19 protein-coding genes are annotated in these 22,065 nt (G+C 65.0%); 11 read left to right on the forward strand and 8 right to left on the reverse strand.

Annotated features, from left to right (window positions below; translation table 11 throughout):
• Nucleotides 1-48: 48 nt before the first annotated feature.
• Nucleotides 49-1,341: an RsmB/NOP family class I SAM-dependent RNA methyltransferase gene (locus FR728_RS06760; protein ID WP_149891816.1), complete on the forward strand. Its 1,293-nt coding sequence runs from the start codon at nt 49-51 to the stop codon at nt 1,339-1,341.
• A 94-nt stretch (nt 1,342-1,435) separates the two neighbouring features.
• Here FR728_RS06760 and FR728_RS06765 read toward each other — a convergent pair whose 3' ends face one another.
• Nucleotides 1,436-2,692: a tetratricopeptide repeat protein gene (locus tag FR728_RS06765; protein WP_149891817.1), complete on the reverse strand. Its 1,257-nt coding sequence runs from the start codon at nt 2,690-2,692 to the stop codon at nt 1,436-1,438.
• 226 nt (nt 2,693-2,918) lie between these two features.
• On the opposite strand from FR728_RS06765, the gene guaA reads away from it, so the two are divergent.
• The gene (gene guaA / locus FR728_RS06770) at nt 2,919-4,478 is read left to right on the forward strand and encodes a glutamine-hydrolyzing GMP synthase (RefSeq protein WP_149891818.1); all 1,560 of its coding nucleotides are present in this window, start codon (nt 2,919-2,921) and stop codon (nt 4,476-4,478) included.
• 263 nt (nt 4,479-4,741) lie between these two features.
• Here the strand turns inward: guaA and FR728_RS06775 are convergent, their stop codons facing one another.
• A complete protein-coding gene (locus FR728_RS06775; RefSeq protein WP_149891819.1) occupies nt 4,742-5,698 on the reverse strand; it encodes a cation diffusion facilitator family transporter in 957 nt (318 codons plus the stop codon).
• 311 nt (nt 5,699-6,009) lie between these two features.
• On the opposite strand from FR728_RS06775, the gene FR728_RS06780 reads away from it, so the two are divergent.
• Nucleotides 6,010-6,672 carry a glutathione S-transferase family protein gene (locus FR728_RS06780; RefSeq protein WP_244304397.1) on the forward strand — a complete coding sequence of 221 codons (663 nt, stop codon included), beginning with the start codon at nt 6,010-6,012 and terminating at the stop codon, nt 6,670-6,672.
• 9 nt (nt 6,673-6,681) lie between these two features.
• Here the strand turns inward: FR728_RS06780 and FR728_RS06785 are convergent, their stop codons facing one another.
• On the reverse strand, nt 6,682-7,314 hold the full coding sequence (locus FR728_RS06785; RefSeq protein WP_149891821.1) for a MarC family protein: 633 nt from the start codon (nt 7,312-7,314) through the stop codon (nt 6,682-6,684).
• 321 nt (nt 7,315-7,635) lie between these two features.
• On the opposite strand from FR728_RS06785, the gene gyrA reads away from it, so the two are divergent.
• Complete coding sequence (gene gyrA, locus FR728_RS06790) at nt 7,636-10,371, forward strand: DNA gyrase subunit A (RefSeq protein WP_244304475.1); 2,736 nt, start codon at nt 7,636-7,638, stop codon at nt 10,369-10,371.
• A gap of 711 nt (nt 10,372-11,082) precedes the next feature.
• On the opposite strand, the gene FR728_RS06795 is transcribed toward gyrA, so the two are convergent.
• Nucleotides 11,083-11,538, reverse strand: a complete 456-nt coding sequence (locus FR728_RS06795; RefSeq protein ID WP_149891823.1) for a hypothetical protein — start codon at nt 11,536-11,538, stop codon at nt 11,083-11,085.
• Between the two features lie 205 nt (nt 11,539-11,743).
• Between FR728_RS06795 and coaD the strand changes: the two genes are divergently transcribed.
• From coaD to tgt, 5 genes are all read left to right on the forward strand, one after another.
• Nucleotides 11,744-12,244, forward strand: a complete 501-nt coding sequence (coaD, locus tag FR728_RS06800; RefSeq protein WP_149891824.1) for a pantetheine-phosphate adenylyltransferase — start codon at nt 11,744-11,746, stop codon at nt 12,242-12,244.
• A 62-nt stretch (nt 12,245-12,306) separates the two neighbouring features.
• Nucleotides 12,307-12,846, forward strand: coding sequence for a peptidylprolyl isomerase (locus FR728_RS06805; RefSeq protein WP_244304399.1), 540 nt, complete (start codon nt 12,307-12,309; stop codon nt 12,844-12,846).
• 64 nt (nt 12,847-12,910) lie between these two features.
• On the forward strand, nt 12,911-13,372 hold the full coding sequence (locus tag FR728_RS06810) for a peptidylprolyl isomerase (RefSeq protein ID WP_149892253.1): 462 nt from the start codon (nt 12,911-12,913) through the stop codon (nt 13,370-13,372).
• Between the two features lie 167 nt (nt 13,373-13,539).
• A complete protein-coding gene (gene queA / locus FR728_RS06815) occupies nt 13,540-14,637 on the forward strand; it encodes a tRNA preQ1(34) S-adenosylmethionine ribosyltransferase-isomerase QueA (RefSeq protein WP_149891826.1) in 1,098 nt (365 codons plus the stop codon).
• Complete coding sequence (gene tgt, locus FR728_RS06820; RefSeq protein ID WP_149891827.1) at nt 14,634-15,845, forward strand: tRNA guanosine(34) transglycosylase Tgt; 1,212 nt, start codon at nt 14,634-14,636, stop codon at nt 15,843-15,845. The genes queA and tgt overlap by 4 nt, the downstream gene beginning before the upstream one ends.
• A gap of 89 nt (nt 15,846-15,934) precedes the next feature.
• Here tgt and FR728_RS06825 read toward each other — a convergent pair whose 3' ends face one another.
• A complete protein-coding gene (locus tag FR728_RS06825) occupies nt 15,935-16,693 on the reverse strand; it encodes an SDR family oxidoreductase (protein WP_149891828.1) in 759 nt (252 codons plus the stop codon).
• A 198-nt stretch (nt 16,694-16,891) separates the two neighbouring features.
• Here FR728_RS06825 and aptA point away from each other — a divergent pair, with 198 nt between their 5' ends.
• Nucleotides 16,892-18,214, forward strand: coding sequence for an omega-aminotransferase AptA (aptA, locus tag FR728_RS06830; RefSeq protein WP_149891829.1), 1,323 nt, complete (start codon nt 16,892-16,894; stop codon nt 18,212-18,214).
• 404 nt (nt 18,215-18,618) lie between these two features.
• Here the strand turns inward: aptA and FR728_RS06835 are convergent, their stop codons facing one another.
• The 3 genes from FR728_RS06835 to galU all read right to left on the reverse strand — a co-directional run bounded on the left by FR728_RS06835 (nt 18,619) and on the right by galU (nt 21,664).
• Nucleotides 18,619-19,038 (reverse strand): DUF4864 domain-containing protein, encoded by a 420-nt coding sequence (locus FR728_RS06835; RefSeq protein WP_149891830.1) that lies wholly within the window; start codon nt 19,036-19,038, stop codon nt 18,619-18,621.
• A gap of 235 nt (nt 19,039-19,273) precedes the next feature.
• The gene (locus tag FR728_RS06840) at nt 19,274-20,578 is read right to left on the reverse strand and encodes a nucleotide sugar dehydrogenase (RefSeq protein WP_149891831.1); all 1,305 of its coding nucleotides are present in this window, start codon (nt 20,576-20,578) and stop codon (nt 19,274-19,276) included.
• Between the two features lie 192 nt (nt 20,579-20,770).
• A complete protein-coding gene (galU, locus tag FR728_RS06845) occupies nt 20,771-21,664 on the reverse strand; it encodes a UTP--glucose-1-phosphate uridylyltransferase GalU (protein ID WP_149891832.1) in 894 nt (297 codons plus the stop codon).
• Between the two features lie 49 nt (nt 21,665-21,713).
• On the opposite strand from galU, the gene FR728_RS06850 reads away from it, so the two are divergent.
• The gene (locus FR728_RS06850) at nt 21,714-22,019 is read left to right on the forward strand and encodes a hypothetical protein (RefSeq protein WP_149891833.1); all 306 of its coding nucleotides are present in this window, start codon (nt 21,714-21,716) and stop codon (nt 22,017-22,019) included.
• The last annotated feature ends 46 nt before the right edge of the window (nt 22,020-22,065 follow it).

Raw genomic sequence — 22,065 nt, forward strand, 5'->3', positions numbered from 1 at the left:
CGCCTGTCCCGGTTTTCTCAGGCCCGCTTTTCTCAGGAAGGTACGATCATGAAAGACGGTGGACGTCTCTCTGCTGCCATTGAAGTTCTGACCGAGGTGGAAACCCGGCATCGTCCGGTCCAGCTCGCGCTCCGGGACTGGGGCACCGCCCACCGTTTCGCCGGATCCGGGGACCGCACGGTCATCGGCAATCTGGTGTTCGACGCCCTGCGTCATCGCGGTTCGCTGACCGAACGGCTCGGCCGTGACGATCCGCGCATGGCGGTCATCGCGACCTATGTGCTCACCTGGGATCAGGGGATCGACGGGTTCAAGGCGGCGGTGGAAGCCGATCGCCATGCCCCCGAGCCCCTGAGTGCCGAGGAAGAGGCGGCTCTCGAGGCAGCGCGTGAGGCCCAGGCAACGGGCGCGGCAGCCGCCGACGTTCCGGCCTGGCTCTGGCCGAGCTTCGAGGCGGTCTTTGCCGATCAGGCCGTGGCCGAAGGTCAGGCGCTCGCCGCGCGTGCGCCCATCGACCTGCGGGCCAACACCCTGAAATCCGACCGGGAGAAGCTTCTGAAGAAGCTCGCTCACGTGTCTGCCGGGGCGACCCCCCTGTCGCCGAACGGCCTGCGGATCTTTGCAAAGCCTGGCGCGGCGCGCATGCCCCACGTGCAGGCTGAAGAAGGCTATCAGAAGGGCTGGTTCGAGCTTCAGGACGAGGGCAGCCAGCTTGTGGCGGCCCTCGGGCTTGCCCGGCCCGGCCAGCAGGTGCTGGACTTCTGCGCCGGCGGCGGCGGCAAGACCCTCGCGCTCGCTGCGTCCATGGAAAACAAGGGGCAGATCTTTGCCTATGACGCCGAGCGTCTGCGGCTGGCTCCCATCCACGAGCGCCTGAAGCGGGCAGGGGTGCGCAACGTGCAGGTTCGTGACCCGGCCTCGTCCCGTCTGGACGAGCTGGAAGGCGCCATGGATCTGGTCTTCGTCGATGCGCCCTGCACGGGAACCGGTGTCTGGCGCCGTCGCCCGGACAGCAAGTGGAAGCTCACCGACAAGGCCCTGGCCGACCGTCTCGACGATCAGCGCAAGGTGCTCGATGCGGCAGCTGCCTACGTGAAGCCCGGCGGCCGTCTGGTCTATGTGACCTGCTCCGTCCTGCCGCAGGAAAACAGCGAGCAGATCACCGCCTTCCTCGAGCGCCACGACGACTTCGGGGCCGGCTCTGCGGCTGCAGCATGGTCTGCAGCACTTCCCGGTGTTGCGCTGCCGCGCTACGTGAACGAGCGCGGCGACGTGCTGCTCACTCCGGCCAGCACCGGCACCGACGGGTTCTTTGCCGCCGTGCTTCAGCGCCGCGCCTGACGCGAGCGTCTGAGACGACAACCGAGATGAACAAAGGGGCGTGGTCCGGCAGGATCACGCCCCTTTGTTGTCTGGTCGGCTGCGCAGGTGCGGCTCAGCTGCGCGGATCCTGTTCGTCTGCGGCCTCGGCGTATCCCGCTTCGGCCTCGAGCTGAGCCTCCAGATCGGCCTCCGTCTCCCAGGGCGGCGTATCCGGCGCACCGGCCTGATCTTGCACAGGCTCCGCGGCAACGTCGGGTGCGGGCTCGGTCTGCATCTCGACCGGAGCGTCAGGGGCATGTTCCGGGTCCGCGTCACGCGCGAGGGGAGCGGAGCCATCCGGAGAGACCGCATCCGGAAGATCCGGGGCGGTTGCCTGTTCCGCGTCCGCGGCAGCCCGCGCGATGCGGGCCTTCAGGCCCTCGTCCAGATCCGAACCGCTGGAGGCGGCTGTCAGCACGGCGCGGGCCATGGCACCCTGTTTCAGTCCGGCAAGACAGGTTCCGAGTGCATTCAGGACACCGCTGTCCTGCGGGGCAAGCTGATAGGCCTGGAAGGCTTCCACCAGGGCGGCTTCCGGCTGGCCCGCCTTCCGCAGACAGGTCGAGAGCCGCAGCAGCAGGTCTGCCTGCTGATCCGGCGTGCAGATCGACAGGGCCTGATGCAGGGCGGCCTGTGCCCCGTCATAGTCGCCGCCGAGGGTGCGGGCATCGGCCAGCACCTGCAGCGGTTCGATGGATTTCGCCGCGTGAGAGGCGGCCTGGGCCGCAAGCACCGCCGCCTCGTCATAACGCCTGCGCTTGAGATAGAGCCGGGCGAGCCCGAGCATGGCCGGCAGATGGCCCCGGTCCAGCTCCAGCGCGCGCCGGTAGGCGGCAATCGCGGCAGAGGCCTGGACGTCATGGGAGAGTGCCCGGGCGTGCAGGGTGCGCACGTCGGCGTTGTCGGGCATCAGCCCCACGAGCCGTTCGGCCGGCGCAAGCGCCTGGGAGTCGCGCCCCTGATCGACAAGGATGCTGGCAAGGCCGTAGAGCGCGTTGCGATTGTCGGGCAGGGCATCCAGCACCGTGCGGAAATTGTTCTCCGCATTGGTCATGTCGCCCAGAAGATACTGGCAGTTGCCGAGGCTGGCCCGTGCCTGATGGTGATCCGGGGCCACGAAGACGATGCGCCGCAGTTGCGACAGGGCCTCGTCCAGATGCCCGGCGCGCAGCAGGGCCGAAGCGGTGCGATAGGCGATTTCCAGGTCGTCGGGCGCTTCTTCCAGGGCCTGCAGATACGCGGCAAGCGCCGCATCCGGCTTGCCGTTGCGTTCGTAGTAGAGGGCGCGTTCGAAAGACGCGGCGCCGGGTGGTTGCATACGATCGCTCACCAGAAGGAATCAGTCCCGTTGACAGTCGCCCCATTGAAGCCTCTGCGCAGCGAAAAGGGAAACGCGCAAAGATGGTTCTCCAGAGGCCATTTCAAGGCAGTCCTCGGGGGTGGTGCAAAGCCATGGCCGTTCCGGCGTCGCGTCCGGCTGCCGAGCTTGCAAAAAACCCCTTGGCTGCCGGAAATTCGGCCTTCAATTTGATCCGGAGAGCAGGTAGAAGCAGCCCATGATACAGCATGACCGCCTCCTCATCATCGACTTCGGGTCTCAGGTAACCCAGCTGATCGCCCGGCGTCTGCGCGAACTCAATGTCTATTGCGAGATCCATCCGTACCAGAATGTCACGGATGCCTTCTTGGACGAGTTCTCTCCCAAGGCCGTGATCTTCTCCGGCGGACCGGACAGCGTGACCCGCGAGGGCTCGCCGCGCCCGCCGAAGAGCGTTTATGATCGGGGCATTCCGATCCTGGGCATCTGCTATGGCCAGCAGGTCATGATGCAGGACCTGGGCGGCAAGGTCGAGGCGGGCGAAAGCCACACCGCCGAATTCGGCCGTGCCTATGTGACCCCGACCGACGCCCGTCTGGAGCTGCTGGAAGGCTGGTTCCAGGCCGAGCGCGAGCAGGTCTGGATGTCCCACGGCGACCACGTGAGCGAGATTGCCCCGGGCTTCCAGGTCTTCGGCACCTCTCCCGGCGCGCCCTTTGCCATCACCGCCGATCCGGCCCGTCGCTTCTATGCTGTCCAGTTCCACCCGGAAGTGCACCACACGCCGAACGGCCGGATGGTCTACGAGAACTTCATCCGCATGGCCGGCTTCACCGGCGACTGGACGATGGGCGCCTATCGCGAGGATGCGATTGCCAAGATCCGCGAACAGGTGGGTGACAAGAAGGTCATCTGCGGCCTGTCCGGCGGCGTCGACAGCTCCGTGGCCGCGGTCCTCATCCACGAGGCCATCGGCGACCAGCTGACCTGCGTCTTCGTCGATCATGGCCTGCTGCGCCAGAACGAGGCGGAAGAAGTGGTCACCATGTTCCGGGACCACTACAACATTCCGCTGATTCACGCCGACGAGAGCGCGCTCTTCCTGGGCGAGCTGGAAGGCCAGTCCGACCCGGAAACCAAGCGCAAGATCATCGGCAAGCTCTTCATCGACGTGTTCCAGAAATACGCGAACCAGATCGAAGGCGCCGAATTCCTGGCTCAGGGCACCCTCTATCCGGACGTGATCGAGAGCGTTTCCTTCTCCGGCGGTCCTTCGGTGACCATCAAGTCCCACCACAACGTGGGTGGTCTGCCGGAAAAGATGGGCCTCAAGCTCGTCGAGCCCCTGCGCGAACTCTTCAAGGACGAAGTCCGCGCCCTTGGCCGCGAGCTCGGTCTGCCGGACCGCTTCATCGGTCGTCATCCGTTCCCCGGACCGGGCCTGGCGATCCGCTGCCCGGGCGAGATCACCCGCGAGAAGCTGGAGATCCTGCGCAAGGCGGATGCGGTCTATATCGACCAGATCCGCAAGCACGGTCTCTATGACGAGATCTGGCAGGCCTTCGTGGCGATCCTTCCGGTGCGCACCGTGGGTGTCATGGGCGACGGCCGCACCTACGACTATGCCTGCGCCCTGCGCGCTGTGACTTCGGTCGATGGCATGACGGCGGATTACTATCCCTTCAGCCACGACTTCCTCGGCGAGACCGCGACGCGGATCATCAACGAGGTCAAGGGCATCAACCGGGTGACCTACGACATCACGTCGAAGCCCCCGGGAACCATCGAGTGGGAATGATCCCTCTTTCATGAAAAAGGCGCCGTCAGGCGCCTTTTTTGTGTCCGGATCGGATGCAGGTCCCGGAGTGAGGTCGGGACGGCAGGGAGGGGAGCGTTAGGGCTGTGGGGCAACGGGCACGGGCCTTTCTCTCCACCCTCGCGCTGTCCCGGACGCAGGCGCATGCCGGAGATCCGGGACCCGGAATGCCTCCGGGACGCGATGCAGGTCCCGGCCCAGGGCCGGGACGGCGGGGAGAGGGCGCGGCCCGGCGCGGCAACCCCTCAGGCGTCGCGCATGCGCAGCTCTTCTTCGGCCTTCAGCATTTCCTCGTGGTGCCGGGCGGCCTGTACCTCGATGAAGAGACGGGTCACGTCCGGGTTCTGGCGCTTGATCGTCTGCTCCATGCCGTAGATCGCCTCTTCAACCGCGCCGGCCTTCACCTCATCCTCGAAATCGAGCGAGAGGGCGAGCAGGATGTCGTGCGGGCCCCGGTGCAGGGTGCGGATCTCGTTGACGGCGGTCACCGTCGGAGACGCCTCAACGATCTGGCGGATCGAGGCGACGATCTGGGGGGATGCCCCTTCGCCGATCAGCAGGCCCTTGGTCTCATAGGCCAGCAGCACGGCCGTGCCGCCCAGGATCAGGCCGATGACGATGGAGGCCGCCCCGTCGAGCCAGGGCAGGCCGAGCACCTCGGCGGCCACCAGGCCGATGGCCGCAACGATCAGGCCGAGCATGGCGGCGCTGTCCTCGAAAAGGACCGTGAAGAGCGTCGGGTCCTTGCTGTCGCGAACGGTCTGGAACAGGCTGCGGCCCCGGCGGGAGGCGTTGAATTCCTTCAGGGCGATCCACCAGGCGACGGATTCAAAGGCAAAGGCCAGACCGAGCACGATGTAGTTGACCAGCGGATCACTGACCGGGTGGGGTTCCAGAACCTTCTGCACCCCTTCGTAGATCGACACACCGGCGCCGACGGCGAAGATCAGGATCGCCACCACGAAGGACCAGAAATAGAGTTCTGCCCCGTAGCCGAAGGGATGCTCCCGGTCGGCCGGCTGCTTGGACTTCTTCAGCCCGTAGAGCAGCAGGCCCTGGTTGCCCGTATCCACGAGCGAGTGAATGCCTTCCGACAGCATGGCCGAAGAGCCCGTGTAGGCGGCAGCGGCAAACTTGGTGACTGCGATGAGCGCATTGCCCGCTAGGGCTGCGAAGATGACCTTCTTGGATCCGGCCGCCATGTCTGTTCCTTTCGGCTGCGTGTCGAGAGCGCACCAGTTGCGCCGCTGTTGGCGACAGCGCGCTACCGTCGACCGTGTGCAACGGCGCCTCGCTTCATCCCTAGCAGCAGATCGCAAGATCTGCCAAGGGCGAGGCGCGGGGCAGGTGCCTTCGCTGGGCCAACCCGCCAGCAGGCGATCCGTTCCTCGACAGCGGCGGCCAAATGGGGAACCATGCGGCCCTTGTCCGGTTTGCCGGAAGACCGACCCGTCTGCTGGTCCTGTCTCATGGCCCTCTCGTCGCCGTCTCAGCCTTAGTCTGGAGAGATCTCTTGCGCGTTCACTATCTGGAAAATTCCCGTGCCCATCGCATCCTCTGGCTGATCGAAGAGCTGGAGATCCCTTATGAGGTCGTCACCTACCGACGCGGCCCGGACATGCGGGCGCCCAGGGAGCTGCGGCAGATACATCCGCTGGGCAAGTCACCGGTGCTGGAAGACGGCGGCCGCATTATCGCGGAAAGCGGTGCCATGATCGAGTATCTGCTCGACGTCTACGGGGCGGCCAAGGGACTGCGCCCTGAGCCAGGTAGCGACGCCCTCCTCGACTATCGCTACTGGCTTCATGCGGCCGAGGGCACGGCCATGCCGATGATCACCATGAAGCTCATCTTCACCATGCTGCCCGCTCGGGTGCCCTTCCTCGTGCGTCCTCTGGCGAAGTTGATTGCCAACGGCGCTCAAGCCCAGATCACCGATCCTCAGGCACGGGACCAGATGGCCCTGTGGGAAGAGACGCTGGCGCGTGGGCGCTGGTTTGCGGGCAATGCCTTTTCCGCCGCCGACATCGCCATGAGTTTCCCGGTCGAAGTGGCCATCGGCCGCTTCCGTCTCGGCGAGCCGGGTCCGGCAACCGCCGCATGGCTTGATGCGATCAGATCGCGTCCGAGTTATCTGCGTGCGCTGGAGCGTGGCCGTTACGCGATTGCAGGGTAGCGCCGCGCCTCAGGCGCGGATGAGCGCCAGAATGCCGTCCGCGATGAACTGGACGGACAGGGCGGCGAGGATGACGCCGAGAAGCCGGGTTACCACCAGCTGTGCCGTGTCGCCCATGAGCCGCTCGATCTTGTCGGCCAGCAGGAAGGCGGCCATGCAGGCGCCGAGGATCGACAGGATGACGAGGCCGAGCCCGGCATAGGTCATCGTGTCCGGCGCCTGGCCCGACAGCAGGATGATCGCCGAAATCGCCGCCGGACCCGCGATCAGCGGGATCGCGAGGGGGAAGACGGCCAGCTCGTGCAGATCGGCCGGATCATGCTCCTCGATGGCCGCCTCCGCGGTCTCGGACTTGCGCTTCTGGCGCTTGCCGAACACCATTTCCACCGAGATCAGGAAGAGCAGCACGCCGCCGGCCACCCGGAAGGCGGACACGGAGATGCCCAGGAGCTCCAGCACCGCATTGCCGGTGACGTAGAAGACCAGCAGGATGAGGAAGGCGGTGATCGTGGCGCGGATGGCGATCTGGCGCCGCACCTGCTTGGAATATCCGGCGGTGACCGCAAGGAACATCGGGGCCAGACCGACCGGATCGATGGTCACGAACAGGGTCGCGAAGGCGTTGATGAGGAAGTCGGTCATGAGCCAGTAAGCCTTGTGTGGACGCCCCCGCGAGGCGCTGGAAATCGGGCAATCGGGCGGCCCTTCTAGCGGTGATTTTGGCGTCCGGTGAGCCTCTTGCGCAAAAACAATTTTCTTGCCTGTGAATTGTTCCTGCAAGTCATTGATAACAGGGCAATAGCTGGGGGCGGGGCAGGGGTGCGCGATTTGGTCGGAGCGCATGAATCGGCTATAAACGGTTCAGCTATAACAAGATTATGAGTGCTATCCTTGGCTGACCAGGACAACAGTGTGTCGGGCGGCGGATCGTCCGACATCAAGCCGATCTCCATCGTCGATGAAATGAAGAGCTCCTATCTCGATTACGCCATGAGCGTGATCGTGAGCCGCGCTCTGCCCGACGTGCGCGACGGCCTGAAGCCGGTACATCGCCGCATCCTGTTCTCGATGCACGAGAACGGTTACGAGTGGAACAAGCCCTATCGCAAGTCGGCCCGTGTGGTCGGTGACGTGATGGGTAAGTACCACCCCCACGGCGACAGCGCGATCTACGACGCGCTCGTGCGTATGGCCCAGGACTTCTCCCTGCGTCTGCCCCTGATCGACGGTCAGGGCAACTTCGGCTCCGTCGATGGCGACCCTGCGGCCGCCATGCGTTACACCGAGTGCCGCCTGGAGAAGGTGGCCCACAAGCTTCTGGACGATATCGACAAGGACACCGTCGACTTCCAGGACAACTACGACAATTCCGAGAGCGAACCGACGGTTCTGCCCGCCAAGTTCCCCAACCTTCTGGTGAACGGCGCCGGCGGCATCGCAGTGGGCATGGCCACGAACATTCCGCCCCACAATCTGGGCGAAGTGATCGACGCGGCCATCGCCATCATGGAAAACCCGGCGCTCACCCTGGAAGAGCTGATGGAGATCGTCCCCGGTCCGGACTTCCCGACCGGTGGCATCATCCTCGGTCGCTCGGGCATCCGCTCCGCCTTCGAGACGGGCCGCGGTTCGGTCGTCATGCGTGGCAAGGTCGAGGTGGAAGAGATCCGCAAGGACCGCTTCGCCCTGATCATTTCCGAGATCCCCTATCAGGTGAACAAGTCCTCGATGATCGAGAAGATCGCCGAGGCCGTGCGCGACAAGCGCATCGAGGGCATCTCCGACATCCGCGACGAGAGTGACCGCTCGGGCATGCGCGTGGTGGTCGAGCTGAAGCGCGACGCCGTGGCCGACGTGGTGCTCAACCAGCTCTACCGCTTCTCCCAGCTCCAGTCCTCCTTCGGCTGCAACATGGTGGCGCTCAACGGCGGCAAGCCTGAGCAGATGAACCTCTCCGACATGCTGAAGGCCTTCGTGTCCTTCCGCGAGGACGTCATCGGCCGCCGCACCCGCTTCCTGCTGAAGAAGGCCCGTGACCGCGCCCATATCCTGGTCGGTCTCGGCATTGCGGTTGCCAATATCGACGAGGTGATCAAGCTGATCCGCTCCGCGCCCAATCCGGCGACGGCGCGCGAGCAGCTGATGGAGCGCAACTGGCCTGCTGCCGACGTGGAGGCGCTGATCCGCCTGATCGACGATCCGCGCCACATGATCCAGGAAGACGGCAGCTACAAGCTCTCCGAGGAGCAGGCCCGTGCCATCCTCGATCTGCGCCTGCAGCGCCTGACGGCCATGGGCCGGGACGAGATCGAGGAAGAGCTGAACAAGATCGGTGCGGAAATCTCCGACTTCCTCGACATCCTGCGCTCGCGCGCCCGCATCCAGGACATCGTCCGCACCGAGATGCTGGAGATCAAGAACGAGTTCGCCACCCCGCGCCGGACCGAGATCGTCGACGGCGGTGCCGATTTCGACGAGGAAGACCTGATCCAGCGCGAGGACATGGTGGTCACCGTGTCCCACACCGGCTACGTCAAGCGCGTTCCGCTGGCGACCTACCGTGCCCAGCGGCGCGGTGGCAAGGGCCGCTCCGGCATGGCGACCAAGGACGAGGATTTCGTCACCCGCCTCTTCGTGGCGAACACCCACACGCCGGTGCTGTTCTTCTCATCACGCGGCATCTGCTACAAGATGAAGGTTTGGCGCCTGCCCCTTGGCGGCCCGACCTCCCGCGGCAAGGCCATGATCAACCTGCTGCCCCTCGAACAGGGCGAACAGATCACCTCCATTCTGCCGTTGCCGGAGGACGAGGACACCTGGGGCAACCTGGATGTGATGTTCGCGACCGTTCGCGGCACCGTCCGGCGCAACAAGCTGTCCGACTTCATCCAGATCAACCGCAACGGCAAGATCGCGATGAAGCTGGACGATGGCGACGGCATTGTCGGCGTGGAGACCTGCTCGGAACATTCCGACGTCATGCTCACCACCTCGTCCGGCCAGTGCATCCGCTTCCCCGTCACCGATGTGCGCGTCTTTGCCGGCCGCAACTCGGTCGGTGTGCGCGGCGTCCGTCTGGCCGATGACGATCACGTCATCTCCATGCAGATCCTGCATCACATCGACGTCTCTGCGGAAGAGCGTGCGGCCTATCTCAAGATGTCCCGCGCCCTGCGCGGCGAAACGGATGAGACGGCAGGCGGCTCCGACGAGGAAGCCATGGTGGCCGGTGAACTCTCGACCGAGCGCTATGCGGAAATGGGGGCGGCCGAACAGGTCATCCTCACCATCTCCGAAAACGGCTATGGCAAGCGCACCTCGTCCTACGAGTACCGGGTGACCGGCCGTGGCGGCAAGGGCATCACCGCCATGGCGGTGAATGCAAGAAACGGCAAGCTGATCGCCTCCTTCCCCGTGGAAGACCGGAACCAGATCATGCTGGTCACCGATGGCGGTCAGCTGATCCGCTGCCCGGTGGAAGGCATCCGCATCGCCGGCCGCTCGACCCAGGGCGTGATCGTCTTCAAGACCGCCGCCGACGAGAAGGTCGTGGCCGTCGAACGCATCACCGATGTGGAGGATGACGAGGACGATCTGGCGGAAGGTGCCGTGGACGGTGCCGTTGAGGCCGACGGCTCCGCTCCGGAAACGCCCGAGGCACCCGAAGACGGCGCTCCGGAGTCCGGCGACGACGCCTGAGACGTGTCTCAGACCGAATGACAGCGGGGGAGAAGATGGCAACATCTTCTCCCTTTTGCTTTCCGGCCACGCCCCGCTCCTGCTCCGACCTCTGATCCCGGTCATCCCCGGCTTGACCGGGGAACTACTCACTTCCAGAGCGCCCGTAGGGGCCTGGAGCTGGTCCGCACGGAAGGGGCGGGACGGCGCGGAATGGATCCCGGACCGCGCTGCGCTTGTCCGGAATGACGGAGGAGAGCCATTACCGGTGGGGACAGCCTTTCGGAGTTTCAAAAACCTCTCCGCTGTCCCGGACGCAGCGCAAGCGGAGATCCGGGACCTCGCAACCCACGCGCACATGGATCTTCGGGAGAAGGGTTGGGTCCCGGCTCAGGGCCGGGACGGCGCGGAGTGTGGGGCGATGCTTCGATAGGTCCCTCACCACTGTCATCCCGGCCTTGAGCCGGGACCGGTGAGCCATAGAGACGCTTCCGGGTCACCGATCCCGGAGCGCGCTTGTGCTGGTCCGAGATGACCGAGGCAAGAGCGGTCGGACGGCGCTCGGGCCGTGAAATAGGGAAACGACTTGCAGAGACGCGGCGCGCGGAGAATGGACCGGAGAATATGAAAAAGCAGCGGCTGAGAGGTCTCAGGTCGCTGCTTTTTGATACTCATCGATCTGGCGATCCGGCCCGATACGCAGGGCCCCGGGTACTGGCTGAAACAGGAGCATCAGCCGTTGCTCGGAACCCGTGCGAGGATCGTCGTGTTCTGGGTGGGGGCCGGACGTTCGATGGTGCGGAAGGTCACGGCACGAACACTCGACTGGCCGGTGAGCGCTGCGGCGCAATCGGCGGAATAGGCGCCCCAGGCCTGGCCTTCACAGGCACCCGGCAGGGAGGACGTGGTCGACTGAACCGGCGTGGCGTCGGCAATCCGGTCGCCCTTGGTGGACACGGCGCCCTGGATCTCGATGGCGGAGAGCTCGGTGCTGGCAGAGCCGGTGTCGGCGGAGACCGGCGAGAAGGCCAGCATGCTGGCAACGACGGCGGCAGCGCAGGCGGCAATCGTCAGGGTCGCCACATGGGTGGCCGCGAGCGGACGCATGGCCTTGACGTTGGAGCGGAAGACATCCTTGCCATACTTGGCCAGGAACGGATCGTTTTCGAAAGTATTCGCGGTGGTCATTTGAATTCTCCCTGCAGGTGGCCTGCTGTTGACTTGTAAATGCAATGTCAACTTTTTGGTTCCCGGCCGCCGTGATGGCCGTCACACAAATGTCGGGTGATTCGTTTTTTCAAGCGGCAGTCCACCCGCGTGGAGCCGGGGAATTTCGCGGCAATCCGCCTTGTTTCCCTTGTTCCTTTTTCGCCGGCAGGCTATGCAGACGCTCATGAAACGCATCGCCCTTTATCCCGGCTCGTTTGATCCGGTGACCAACGGACACATGGACATTCTTCGTCAGGCCCTCGGTCTGGCCGATGAAGTCGTCGTCGCCATCGGCGTTCATCCGGGCAAGCAGCCGCTGTTTTCCTTCGAGGAACGGGTGGCGCTGCTTCAGACAAGCGTGCGCGATGCCTTCGGTGCTGCCGCCGTGGACCGGCTGCGGGTCATCTCCTTCTCCGGACTTGTCGTGAATTGCGCCCGCGAGCAGGGGGCAACCCTGCTGCTGCGCGGCCTGCGCGACGGTACGGATCTGGATTACGAGATGCAGATGGCCGGCATGAATCAGGCCATGGCCCCTGACGTGCAGACGGTCTTTCTGCCCGCCAGCCCGACGAGCCGCCATATCACTGCCACGCTCGTGCGCCAGATCGCCAATATGGGGGGCGAGACATCCGCCTTCGTGCCGAAGGCCGTGGCAGGCCCCCTCAAGGACAAGACGCAACGGTGATGCCCGCGACGGCCACGTGTCGTGCCGGCAGCCCTGCCAATCAGGAAAGAATGGAGTTCAGCGTGTTTCGACTGTTTTCCGTGTTTGCGGTTCTCGGCGCCCTTCTCTTCGCGCCGCTGTCTGCCAGTGCCCAGGGGCTTGACCCCGAAAACACCCTCTACATGGACCTGAAGGACGGCCGGGTCGTCATTCGCCTGCGTCCGGATCTGGCCCCCAACCATGTGGCCCGCATCAAGGAACTCACCCGCGAGGGCTTCTACGACGGCGTGGTCTTCCACCGGGTGATCGATGGTTTCATGGCCCAGAGCGGTGACCCCACCGGCACCGGCATGGGCGGCTCGGAAAAGCCGGACCTGAAGGCCGAGTTCACCGATGCGCCCTTCAGCCGCGGTGTGGTCGGCATGGCGCGGGCCGCCAGCCCGGACAGCGCCAACTCCCAGTTCTTCATCGTCTTTAACGATGCCTCCTGGCTGAACGGCCAGTACACGGTCTGGGGTGAAGTGGTGGAAGGCATGGAACATGTCGACGCCATCACCCGCGGCGAACCGCCGGCAGACCCCGACAAGATCATCAAGATGCAGGTCGCTGCGGACGCCAAGTAAGGCGCGCGACCCGCATCCTCTTTGCCCGTGACGGGCCAACCCCCTGGAGAAGAAAATGGCCGAAATCAAGGATCCCGAAAACACGCTTCTGATGGAAACCACCGTCGGTAATGTCGTGATCGAAATGAAGCCGGAACTGGCCCCGAACCACGTGGCCCGCATCAAGGAACTGGTGCGCGAAGGCTTCTACGACGGCATCGTCTTCCACCGCGTGATCGAGGGCTTCATGGCCCAGACCGGCTGCCCGCACGGCACCGGCACCGGCGGTTCCGGCAAGAAGCTCAAGGCCGAGTTCAACAAGGCCCATCATGGCCGCGGCGTGTGCTCCATGGCCCGTGCCCAGAACCCGGACTCCGGCGACAGCCAGTTCTTCATCTGCTTCGCGGACGCCGGCTTCCTGGACGGCCAGTACACCGTGTGGGGTGAAGTGATCGAAGGCATGGAAAATGTCGACAAGATCAAGCGCGGCGAGCCGGTCCGCAACCCGGACAACATCATCTCCATGAAGGTCGCAGCCGACGCCTGAGGGCGCCGGATCCCTTGGCGATCCCCGTGATGAGCACAAGACGGCGCGGAGCCCCTCCGCGCCGTTTTTCGTGGAGGCCGCCGGTCGGTTGACCCGTTCCGGCCAAGGCGATAAGAGCGGCCCTTGCGGAGACGCCTCCGCGCGACCAGAACCAGAGCCGAAGCCTCATGCGTGTAGACCTCTTCGATTTCGACCTGCCCAACGAGCGGATCGCCCTGCGTCCCGCCCGCCCGCGCGATGCCGCGCGCATGCTGGTGGTGCGTCCCGGCGCGGAGCCTGTCCTGAGCGACAGGGGCGTGCGCGATCTGCCGGGCCTGCTTGAGCCGGGCGACGCGCTGGTCTTCAATGACACGAGGGTCATCCCGGCCCAGCTCGAAGGCACCCGCACCCGGGGCGAGGCTGTCGCAAAGATTTCCGCGACCCTGCATCTGCGCAGCGGACCCGACCGGTGGAAGGCCTTTGTCCGCCCGGCCAAGAAACTGGCCGTCGGAGAGACCGTGGTTTTTGCCGCTGCCGACGGCTCGGCAACCCTGACCGCCACGGCCGAGGCCAAGAACGACACGGGCGAGGTGCTCCTCGTCTTCGACCGCTCCGGCCCGGATCTCGATCAGGGGCTGGCGGAAGTCGGGCACATTCCCCTGCCGCCTTACATCGCGCTGAAGCGCGGCGAGGACGCGCAGGACCGGGAAGACTATCAGACCATCTTTGCCGACCGGAAGGGGGCGGTGGCCGCCCCGACCGCCGGCCTGCATTTCACGCCGGCGCTGCTTCAGGCCCTCTCCGAGCGGGGCATCGAGCAGCACAAGGTCACGCTGCATGTGGGCGCCGGCACCTTCCTGCCGGTCAAGGCCGACGACACGGACGCCCACCAGATGCACGCCGAATGGGGCGAGGTCTCGCCCGAGACGGCGGCCGCGCTCCAGGCCGTGCGCGCCCGCGGCAACAAGGTGGTGGCCGTCGGCACCACCTCCCTGCGCATTCTGGAAAGTGCCGCGCAAGGGGAGGGCGGTCTGGCGGCGTTTTCCGGCGAGACCGAGATCTTCATTACCCCTGGCTATCGCTTCCGGGCCATCGACGGGCTGATGACCAACTTCCATCTGCCCAAGTCGACCCTCTTCATGCTGGTCTCCGCCTTCTCGGGGCTCGAGACCATGCGGGCGGCTTACGCCCACGCCATTGAAACCGAATACCGCTTCTACAGCTACGGGGATGCCTCCCTGCTGTTCCCGCAAAGCGGCGCGATCGACGAAAGCCTCCTGCTATGAGCAACGCAAAGAAGATTGCCGATGACGCAAGGCTCGGCCCCGCCGTGCCGCCTCCGGCCCCCGAGGGCACGAAGCACTTTTCCTTCAAGCTGCTGAAGACCGACGGCCGGGCCCGGCGCGGCGAGATCTCCACGCCCCATGGCACGGTGCAGACCCCGGCCTTCATGCCCGTCGGCACCCAGGCCACCGTCAAGGCCATGTTCATGGGCCATGTGGAGGCGACCGGCGCCGAAGTGGTGCTGGGCAACACCTATCACCTGATGCTGCGGCCCACCGCCGAGCGTGTGGCCCGGCTCGGCGGCCTGCACAAGTTCATGAACTGGAACAAGACCATCCTGACCGACAGCGGCGGGTTTCAGGTCATGTCGCTTGCCCAGCTGCGCAAGCTCGACGAGGACGGCGTGCGCTTCCAGAGCCACATTGATGGCCAGCGCTATCACCTGACCCCGGAACGCTCCGTCGAGATCCAGGGGCTTCTGGGGTCCGACATCCAGATGCAGCTCGATGAATGCATCAAGCTGCCGGCCGAACGCGCCGAGGTGAGCCGGGCCATGGAACTCTCCCTTCGCTGGGCGGTGCGCTCCCGCGAGCAATTCGAGCGCATGGACGGTCCGGCCAAGGGCCAGGCGCTTTACGGCATTGTTCAGGGCGGCGATGTGCCGGACCTGCGCATCCGCTCGGCCGAAGAGCTCGGCAAGCTGCCCTTCGAAGGCTATTCCGTAGGCGGTCTGGCGGTCGGCGAGCCCCAGCACGTGATGCTGGAAATGCTCGACATCACCCTGCCGGCCATGCCCACCCACAAGCCGCGTTATCTGATGGGCGTCGGCACGCCGGACGATCTTCTGGAAAGCGTGCGGCGCGGCATCGACCAGTTCGACTGCGTCATGCCCACCCGCGCCGGGCGTCATGGCCTCGCCTACACCCGCTTCGGCAAGGTGAACCTGAAGAACGCCCGTCATGCCGACGATCCGCGCCCCCTCGACGAGGCGTCCACCTGCGAGGCGACGAACCATTATTCCCGCGCCTATCTGCACCACCTTGTGCGCGCCGGCGAGGGGCTGGGCGCCATGTTGCTCACCTGGAATAACATCCACTATTATCAGGATCTCATGCGCGGCATGCGCGAGGCGATCGAGGCAGGAACCTTCGACGACTTCTATGCCCGCACCAAGGAAGACTGGGCCCGCGGCGACATCGCAGCGCTCTGAGCGCCGGGCGCGCGCATCGTCCGATAGTCAGGAAATCGGGGCCGGTCCGCATGGCAGACCGGCCCCGACTGCGTTTTGGGGTCGAGATGTCAGGCCTCGGTGCTGTCGCGGGCGATCTGCCATCCGCCCCAGGACTGGCTGACCGGCATCACCTCGATCGAGTTGAAGTTCAGATGCTTCGGCTGGGTCGCCACCCAGTAGATCGTGTTGGCGATGTCTTCCGGCTGAATGGCGTGCGCCCCCTTGTAGAGCGCGTCATAGGCCTGCTGGTTGCCGCCGGTGCGCACCAGGGTGAACTCGCTTTCGCAAAGACCGGGCTCCAGGGAAGTGACGCGCACGCCGGTGCCATGCAGGTCCGAGCGCAGGCCAAGGGAAAACTGGCGCAGGAAGGCCTTCGTTCCGCCATAGACGTTGCCCCCCGGATAGGGCCAGGTGGAGGCGATGGAGCACAGGTTCACGATCATGCCCCGGCGCTCGATCAGGCCGGGCAGCATCCGGTCGGTGAGGGCCAGAACGGCGGTGATGTTCGTGTCGACCATGGTCTTCCAGTCCGACAGCTTGGTCTGCGGTGCGGGTGCCGTGCCAAGGGCAAGGCCCGCATTGTTCACCAGCAGGTCGATCTGGCGGAAGTCCTCGGGAAGGTCTTCGAGGGCCGCGGCCATGGCCGCCTCGTCGGTCACGTCGAAACAGGCGCCATGGAATCGGTCACCGAGCTCGTCCTGCATCTCGGCCAGACGCTCGGCGCGCCGGCCGGTGCCGATCACGCGCCAGCCCTGACGGGCAAAGAGACGGGCCGTTGCCTGGCCGAAACCGGCGGTCGCGCCGGTGATCAGAAGTGTTCCGGTCATGCGGAAAAGTCCTTGAATGGAAGCGAGGGGATTGAGGTTGCAAGCAGTTTCGCCCGACCGCAGGCCGGGCACAAGAGCCATGGGTCCAGGGTGGCGCTCTGGCCTCATGGTTTGTGCGAACTGGCTCTAACCGGTGGGCGGCCACTCGCTCCAAATGGGCCAACCGAATTTCTTCGTCTGCACCACCGGGACCTCATCATGACCCTTGCGCCGATCAATATGGACCACCACTGGCTCCCCTTCACCAACAACAAGCTGTTCCACAAGGAGCCGCAGATGTTTGCCCGGGCCTCGGGCGTGCGCTACTGGACGCCGGATGGACGCGAGGTGCTCGATGGGTCCTCCGGTCTCTTCACCTGCGCCGCAGGTCATGGCCGCAGCGAGATTGCCGAGGCGGTCTATGCCCAGCTCCAGACCTTGGACTACACGCCCCATTTCCAGCGCGCCGCGCCGATTTCCTTCGAGCTGGCGGAAAAGCTGGCCGGCATCCTGCCCGAAGGTCTAGACCGGGTGTTCTTCGGCTCCTCCGGATCGGAAGCCGTCGACAGCGCCATCAAGATCTGCATGGCCTATCACAAGGCCAATGGCGAACCCCAGCGCACCAAGTTCGTCTCCCGCTCCTGGGCCTATCACGGGGTCAATCTGGGCGGCACGTCGCTGGCCGGCATGGTCGGCAACCGCCGCGATTTCGGCGGCGTGACGGTGGACGTGGTCCACATGCGCCACACCTGGTCCGAAGAGCAGCGCTACACCTGCGGCATGCCCGATGACGGCGCCCATCTCGCCGACGATCTGGAAGAGATCGCCAAGACCTACGGCGGGGAAACCATTGCGGCCGTCTTCGTCGAGCCGATTGCCGGCTCCATCGGCACCATCGTCCCGCCCAAGGGCTATCTCAAGCGCCTGCGGGAGATCGCCGACAAATACGGCATCCTGCTCGTCTTCGACGAGGTCATCACCGGCTTCGGCCGCACCGGCGCGGCCTTCGCCGCCCAGGAATTCGGCGTCACGCCGGATGTCATGACCATGGCCAAGGCCCTGACCAACGGCGCCATTCCCATGAGCGCGGTCGCCGTGAAGACGGAGATCCAGAAGAAGGTCATCGAGAGCATCACCGCCGACCGGCCGGAGCTGATGCACGGTTACACCTATTCCGCCCATCCGGTCGCCTGCGCCGCAGCGCTCGCCACCCTCGGCATCTACGAGCGCGATGGTCTCTTCGAGCGCGGCAAGGCCCTGTCGCCCACCTTCCTCGAAGGGGTCTTCTCCCTGCGCAACCTGCCCCAGGTCAGCGACCTGCGCGGCTACGGCATGCTGTCGGGCATCCAGCTTACCCCGGGAGCGGCTCCCGGCGCCAAGGGCTCGCTCGTCCAGCGCAAGCTGTTTGATGCCGGCCTACACGTGAAGGCCACCGGCGACGCCCTGATCTTCGCCCCGGCCCTGGTGACCGAGGAAGTCGATCTCTCCGCCATGGTCGAGATCCTGCAGAAGGTCCTCGGCCAGGCCGACCTGGCGGCCTGAGGCCTGGCGCGACGGAGCGAAGAGGCGGTGAGCATGGCGGAGGGGCGATTGCGGCCTTGGCGGTGCCCGGGCTGTCGTCCACGCCTCTCTTTTTCTCGGTCATCCTCGGCCTTGTGCCGAGGATCCAGCCTTTGGCCTGAGAGCCACACGTCTCCTCGTCATCCCCGCGCAGGCGGGGTTCCAGTAACCGGCCGGGGTGGCGTTCTTTTCCGACAATTGGCACCGGGGATAGCGGATCCTCGTGTCAGGCCCGAGGCTGACGACGGAGAGGGAGGGCAGGCCTTTCCCCTGTCGGTCATGCCTGCCCTTTTCACTCGACCGGACCTCTCCTGCCTCATGCCATGGCGCGACCATGGCATTCATGCCGTGACCTCGCCGCCTCGCACGGCTTCAAGCGGGACCGGTCACACGCCGAGGGCGGGGGATTTGGTCAGCATGCAGCCGGAGATCTTCCAGGTGCCGTCGTCCTGTTGCTCGAAGCTGTAGAGCGCCAGCCAGTCCTCGCCGTCCGGGCCGGTCACATAGACTTCCTGCACCGGACCCTGCTCGGTTTCCTTCATGCGGCCGAAGCTGACGGACTTCGGGCGATAGACCGGGAGATAGCCCTGTCGGACCATGCCAATGAAGATCTCCGGCGTCTGGTAGAGCTGCTGCAGCGTGCGGGTGGCGAAGGAGAAGGCACCGGCCGCATCGCCCTGACGGAAGGCCTTCATCTGATCCTGGATGATCTGGCGGAAGGCGGGGGCGGGCAGCGTGGTCTCGGCGGCCAGGGTGGTCTGGGCCGTGTCGGCGCGGGCCGGAGCCGGAACTGCGCCCTGCGTCATGACGGCTGCGAGGCACAGGGCCAGTGCGGGGACCGACAAGATCCTTGCAGGGACGGACGATCGCGCAGGGCGATGGCGAAGACGAACAGGAAACCGCATGACGGAACGCTCCTCTTGCTGGGGCAACGTTCAGTCTACGCGCATTTTCGGGAAAAGGATCTCCGGCAGTTTCCCCTAGGTCATTTTTGCCGGTGGTGCTGTCGCAGGATCAGCCTCATCCTTGCGGCGTTCGGCCTCACAGGCGCCAGAGCGTGATCGTCTCCGGTGTCTCCTGCCTGGGCAGCACCGCCGGAATGTCGGCCACCAGACAGCCGCCCTGCGGGGCCAGCTGGTTGATCAGGCCCCAGCCCCTGCCATCTTCCAGATAGGCCTGGTGCGGCACGGCCAGCACATAGGCATCGGCGCCAGCGAGATCCTCCAGACCGCTCAGCGCGAGCCCGTATTCCGCGTCCACATGGGCGGGATCGGCAAGGGGATCATGGACCTTCACCTGCGCGCCGAATTCCTTCAGTTCGCGGATCAGGTCGACAACCTTGGAATTGCGCGTGTCGGGTACATTGGCCTTGTAGGTCAGGCCAAGGACGGCGATCTTGAGGGGCAGGGGCCGGCCCAGCTTCACGCAGGTCTGGATCACCTTGGTGGCGACGAATGCGGGCATGTGCTCGTTGGTGCCACGACCGGCCAGAATGACCTGGGGTGTCAGGTTGAGCTCATGGGCCTTGTGGGTGAGATAATAGGGGTCGACGCCGATGCAGTGGCCGCCCACCAGCCCGGGCTGGAAGGGCAGGAAGTTCCACTTGGTGGCAGCCCCCGCGAGCACGTCGCGGGTGTCGAGCCCCATGGCGTGGAAGACCTGGGCCAGCTCGTTCATGAGCGCGATGTTGAGGTCACGCTGGGTGTTCTCAATGACCTTGGCGGCTTCCGCCGTCTTGATGTTGGGCGCCTTGTGGATGCCGGCGGTGACGACCCGGCCGTAAAGGGCGGCAAGCGCCTCGGTGACAGCCGGCGTGTTGCCCGCCACCACCTTGACGATATCCTTGAAGTCCCGGTCCGGATCGCCCGGATTGATGCGCTCGGGCGAGTATCCGAGCGAGAAGTCGGCCGGATAGGAGAGGCCCGAGGCCTCGCGCAGAATCGGCAGGATCACGTCTTCGGTGACACCCGGATAGACGGTCGATTCGAAGACCACCGTCATTCCGGCGCGCAGGATGCCGCCCACGGTGCGGGCCGCGGCCTTCAGCGCGCTCATGTCCGGCCGCTTGGCCTGATCCACGGGCGTGGGCACCGCCACGATGATCACGTTCGCGCTGGCCATGTCTGTCGCGGTTTCGCTGACACGCAGGGTCGGGACGCTGAGGCGTGCCTCGACGACAGATCCAGTGCTGTCGCGGCCCTGTCGCAGCTCGGCAATGCGGGAGGCGTTGATGTCGAAGCCCAGAACCTCGTGTCCGGCTTCGGCAAAGGCGACGGCCACGGGCAGGCCCACATATCCAAGTCCGACAACGGCCAGACGGGGCAGGGTGGCGGCAGGATCGGACATTCCGGGGCTCCAGGGAGAGGCATCGCGAAAAAAGACGGTTGTCCTGCACATAGGCGCAGGGCCCGACCAGAGCAAGCCTGATGTGAGGCGAGCCACCTCAAACCGGCGTCGGACCATGAAAAAGCCGGAACGCGAGGGTCGCATTCCGGCTTGTGTTCACGTCGGTCTGATGTCGATCGGCTCGCGTCCGGCTTATTCGGCGGCGAGCGGCAGGTCGATCATTTCCTGCAGCAGGGGCAGCAGCTCGGTGGCCAGTTCCCGGTCTTCCAGAGCGAAGGCGATGTTGGCGCTGAGGAAGCCTGCCTTGGACCCGCAGTCATAGGTCTTGCCGGTGAAGCGCAGGCCGGTGAAGGGCTGGCTGTCCATGAGGGTCAGCATGGCATCGGTGAGCTGGATCTCGCCACCGGCGCCCTTTTCCTGCTTGGCGATGAGATCGAAGATCTCCGGCTGCAGGATATAGCGGCCGTTGATGTAGAGATTGCTCGGCGCGGTGCCTTGGGCCGGCTTTTCCACCATGCCGGTGATGCCGAAGGTCTTGGCGGTCTGTTCGCCGTCGATCTCGACGATGCCATACTTGTGGGTCTGGTCTTCCGGAACGGCTTCCACCGAAATGACGTTGCCGCCCTTTTCGTTATAGACCTCGACCATCTGGCTGAGGCAGCCCGGGTTGGACTTCATGATCATGTCCGGCAGCAGAACGGCGAAGGGCTCGTTGCCGATGATCTCGCGCGCACACCAGATGGCGTGACCGAGGCCGAGCGGCTCCTGCTGGCGGGTAAAGCTGGTGGACCCGGCCTTCGGACGCATGGACTGGAGCAACTTGAGGGCTTCCAGCTTGTTGCGGTTCTTGAGGGTCTCTTCCAGTTCATAGGCCCGGTCGAAATGGTCGGCGATCACGGTCTTGTTGCGTCCGGTGACGAAGACGATGTGCTCGATGCCGGCAGCGCGGGCTTCATCGACGACATACTGGATGATCGGTCGATCGACGATCGTCAGCATTTCCTTCGGCACCGCCTTGGTGGCGGGCAGAAAGCGCGTGCCGAGGCCTGCGACGGGAAGGACTGCTTTACGGATCGGTTTGGTCATAGAGATGTAATCCACGAAAGGTTTTGTCCGCGACGGATACCGGTCGGACATGCGGTCCGTCATTGACGGGAGAAAAGCGACAGCAACGTGTCAACAACGCTTGAATTCGGAAATCGTTTCTAACAAATCCACAGCCGGATTTCACGCTTCGCAACAATACGGGTACGGGCCGGGTCAAATCCCGATCCCGACCGGCAAGGCGATCGCCGACTGCAAGGTCATCTTATCCGAAACAGGCGCGGAAACCAAAGGTCAGCCTCCGCAAAAGCTGCATATTGTTAATTTCGGCGGTTTTTCGCGGGTCGGGCGGGCGGTCGCGCCTCATCTTGTTGCCCCTGGCCGGGAGACGCTGTAAGGAGAGGGCGATTTTTCCCCTCCGGCCTTGCCGCCCGTTTCAGGAT

Source organism: Roseibium aestuarii, assembly GCF_008477545.1.
GTDB lineage: Bacteria > Pseudomonadota > Alphaproteobacteria > Rhizobiales > Stappiaceae > Roseibium > Roseibium aestuarii.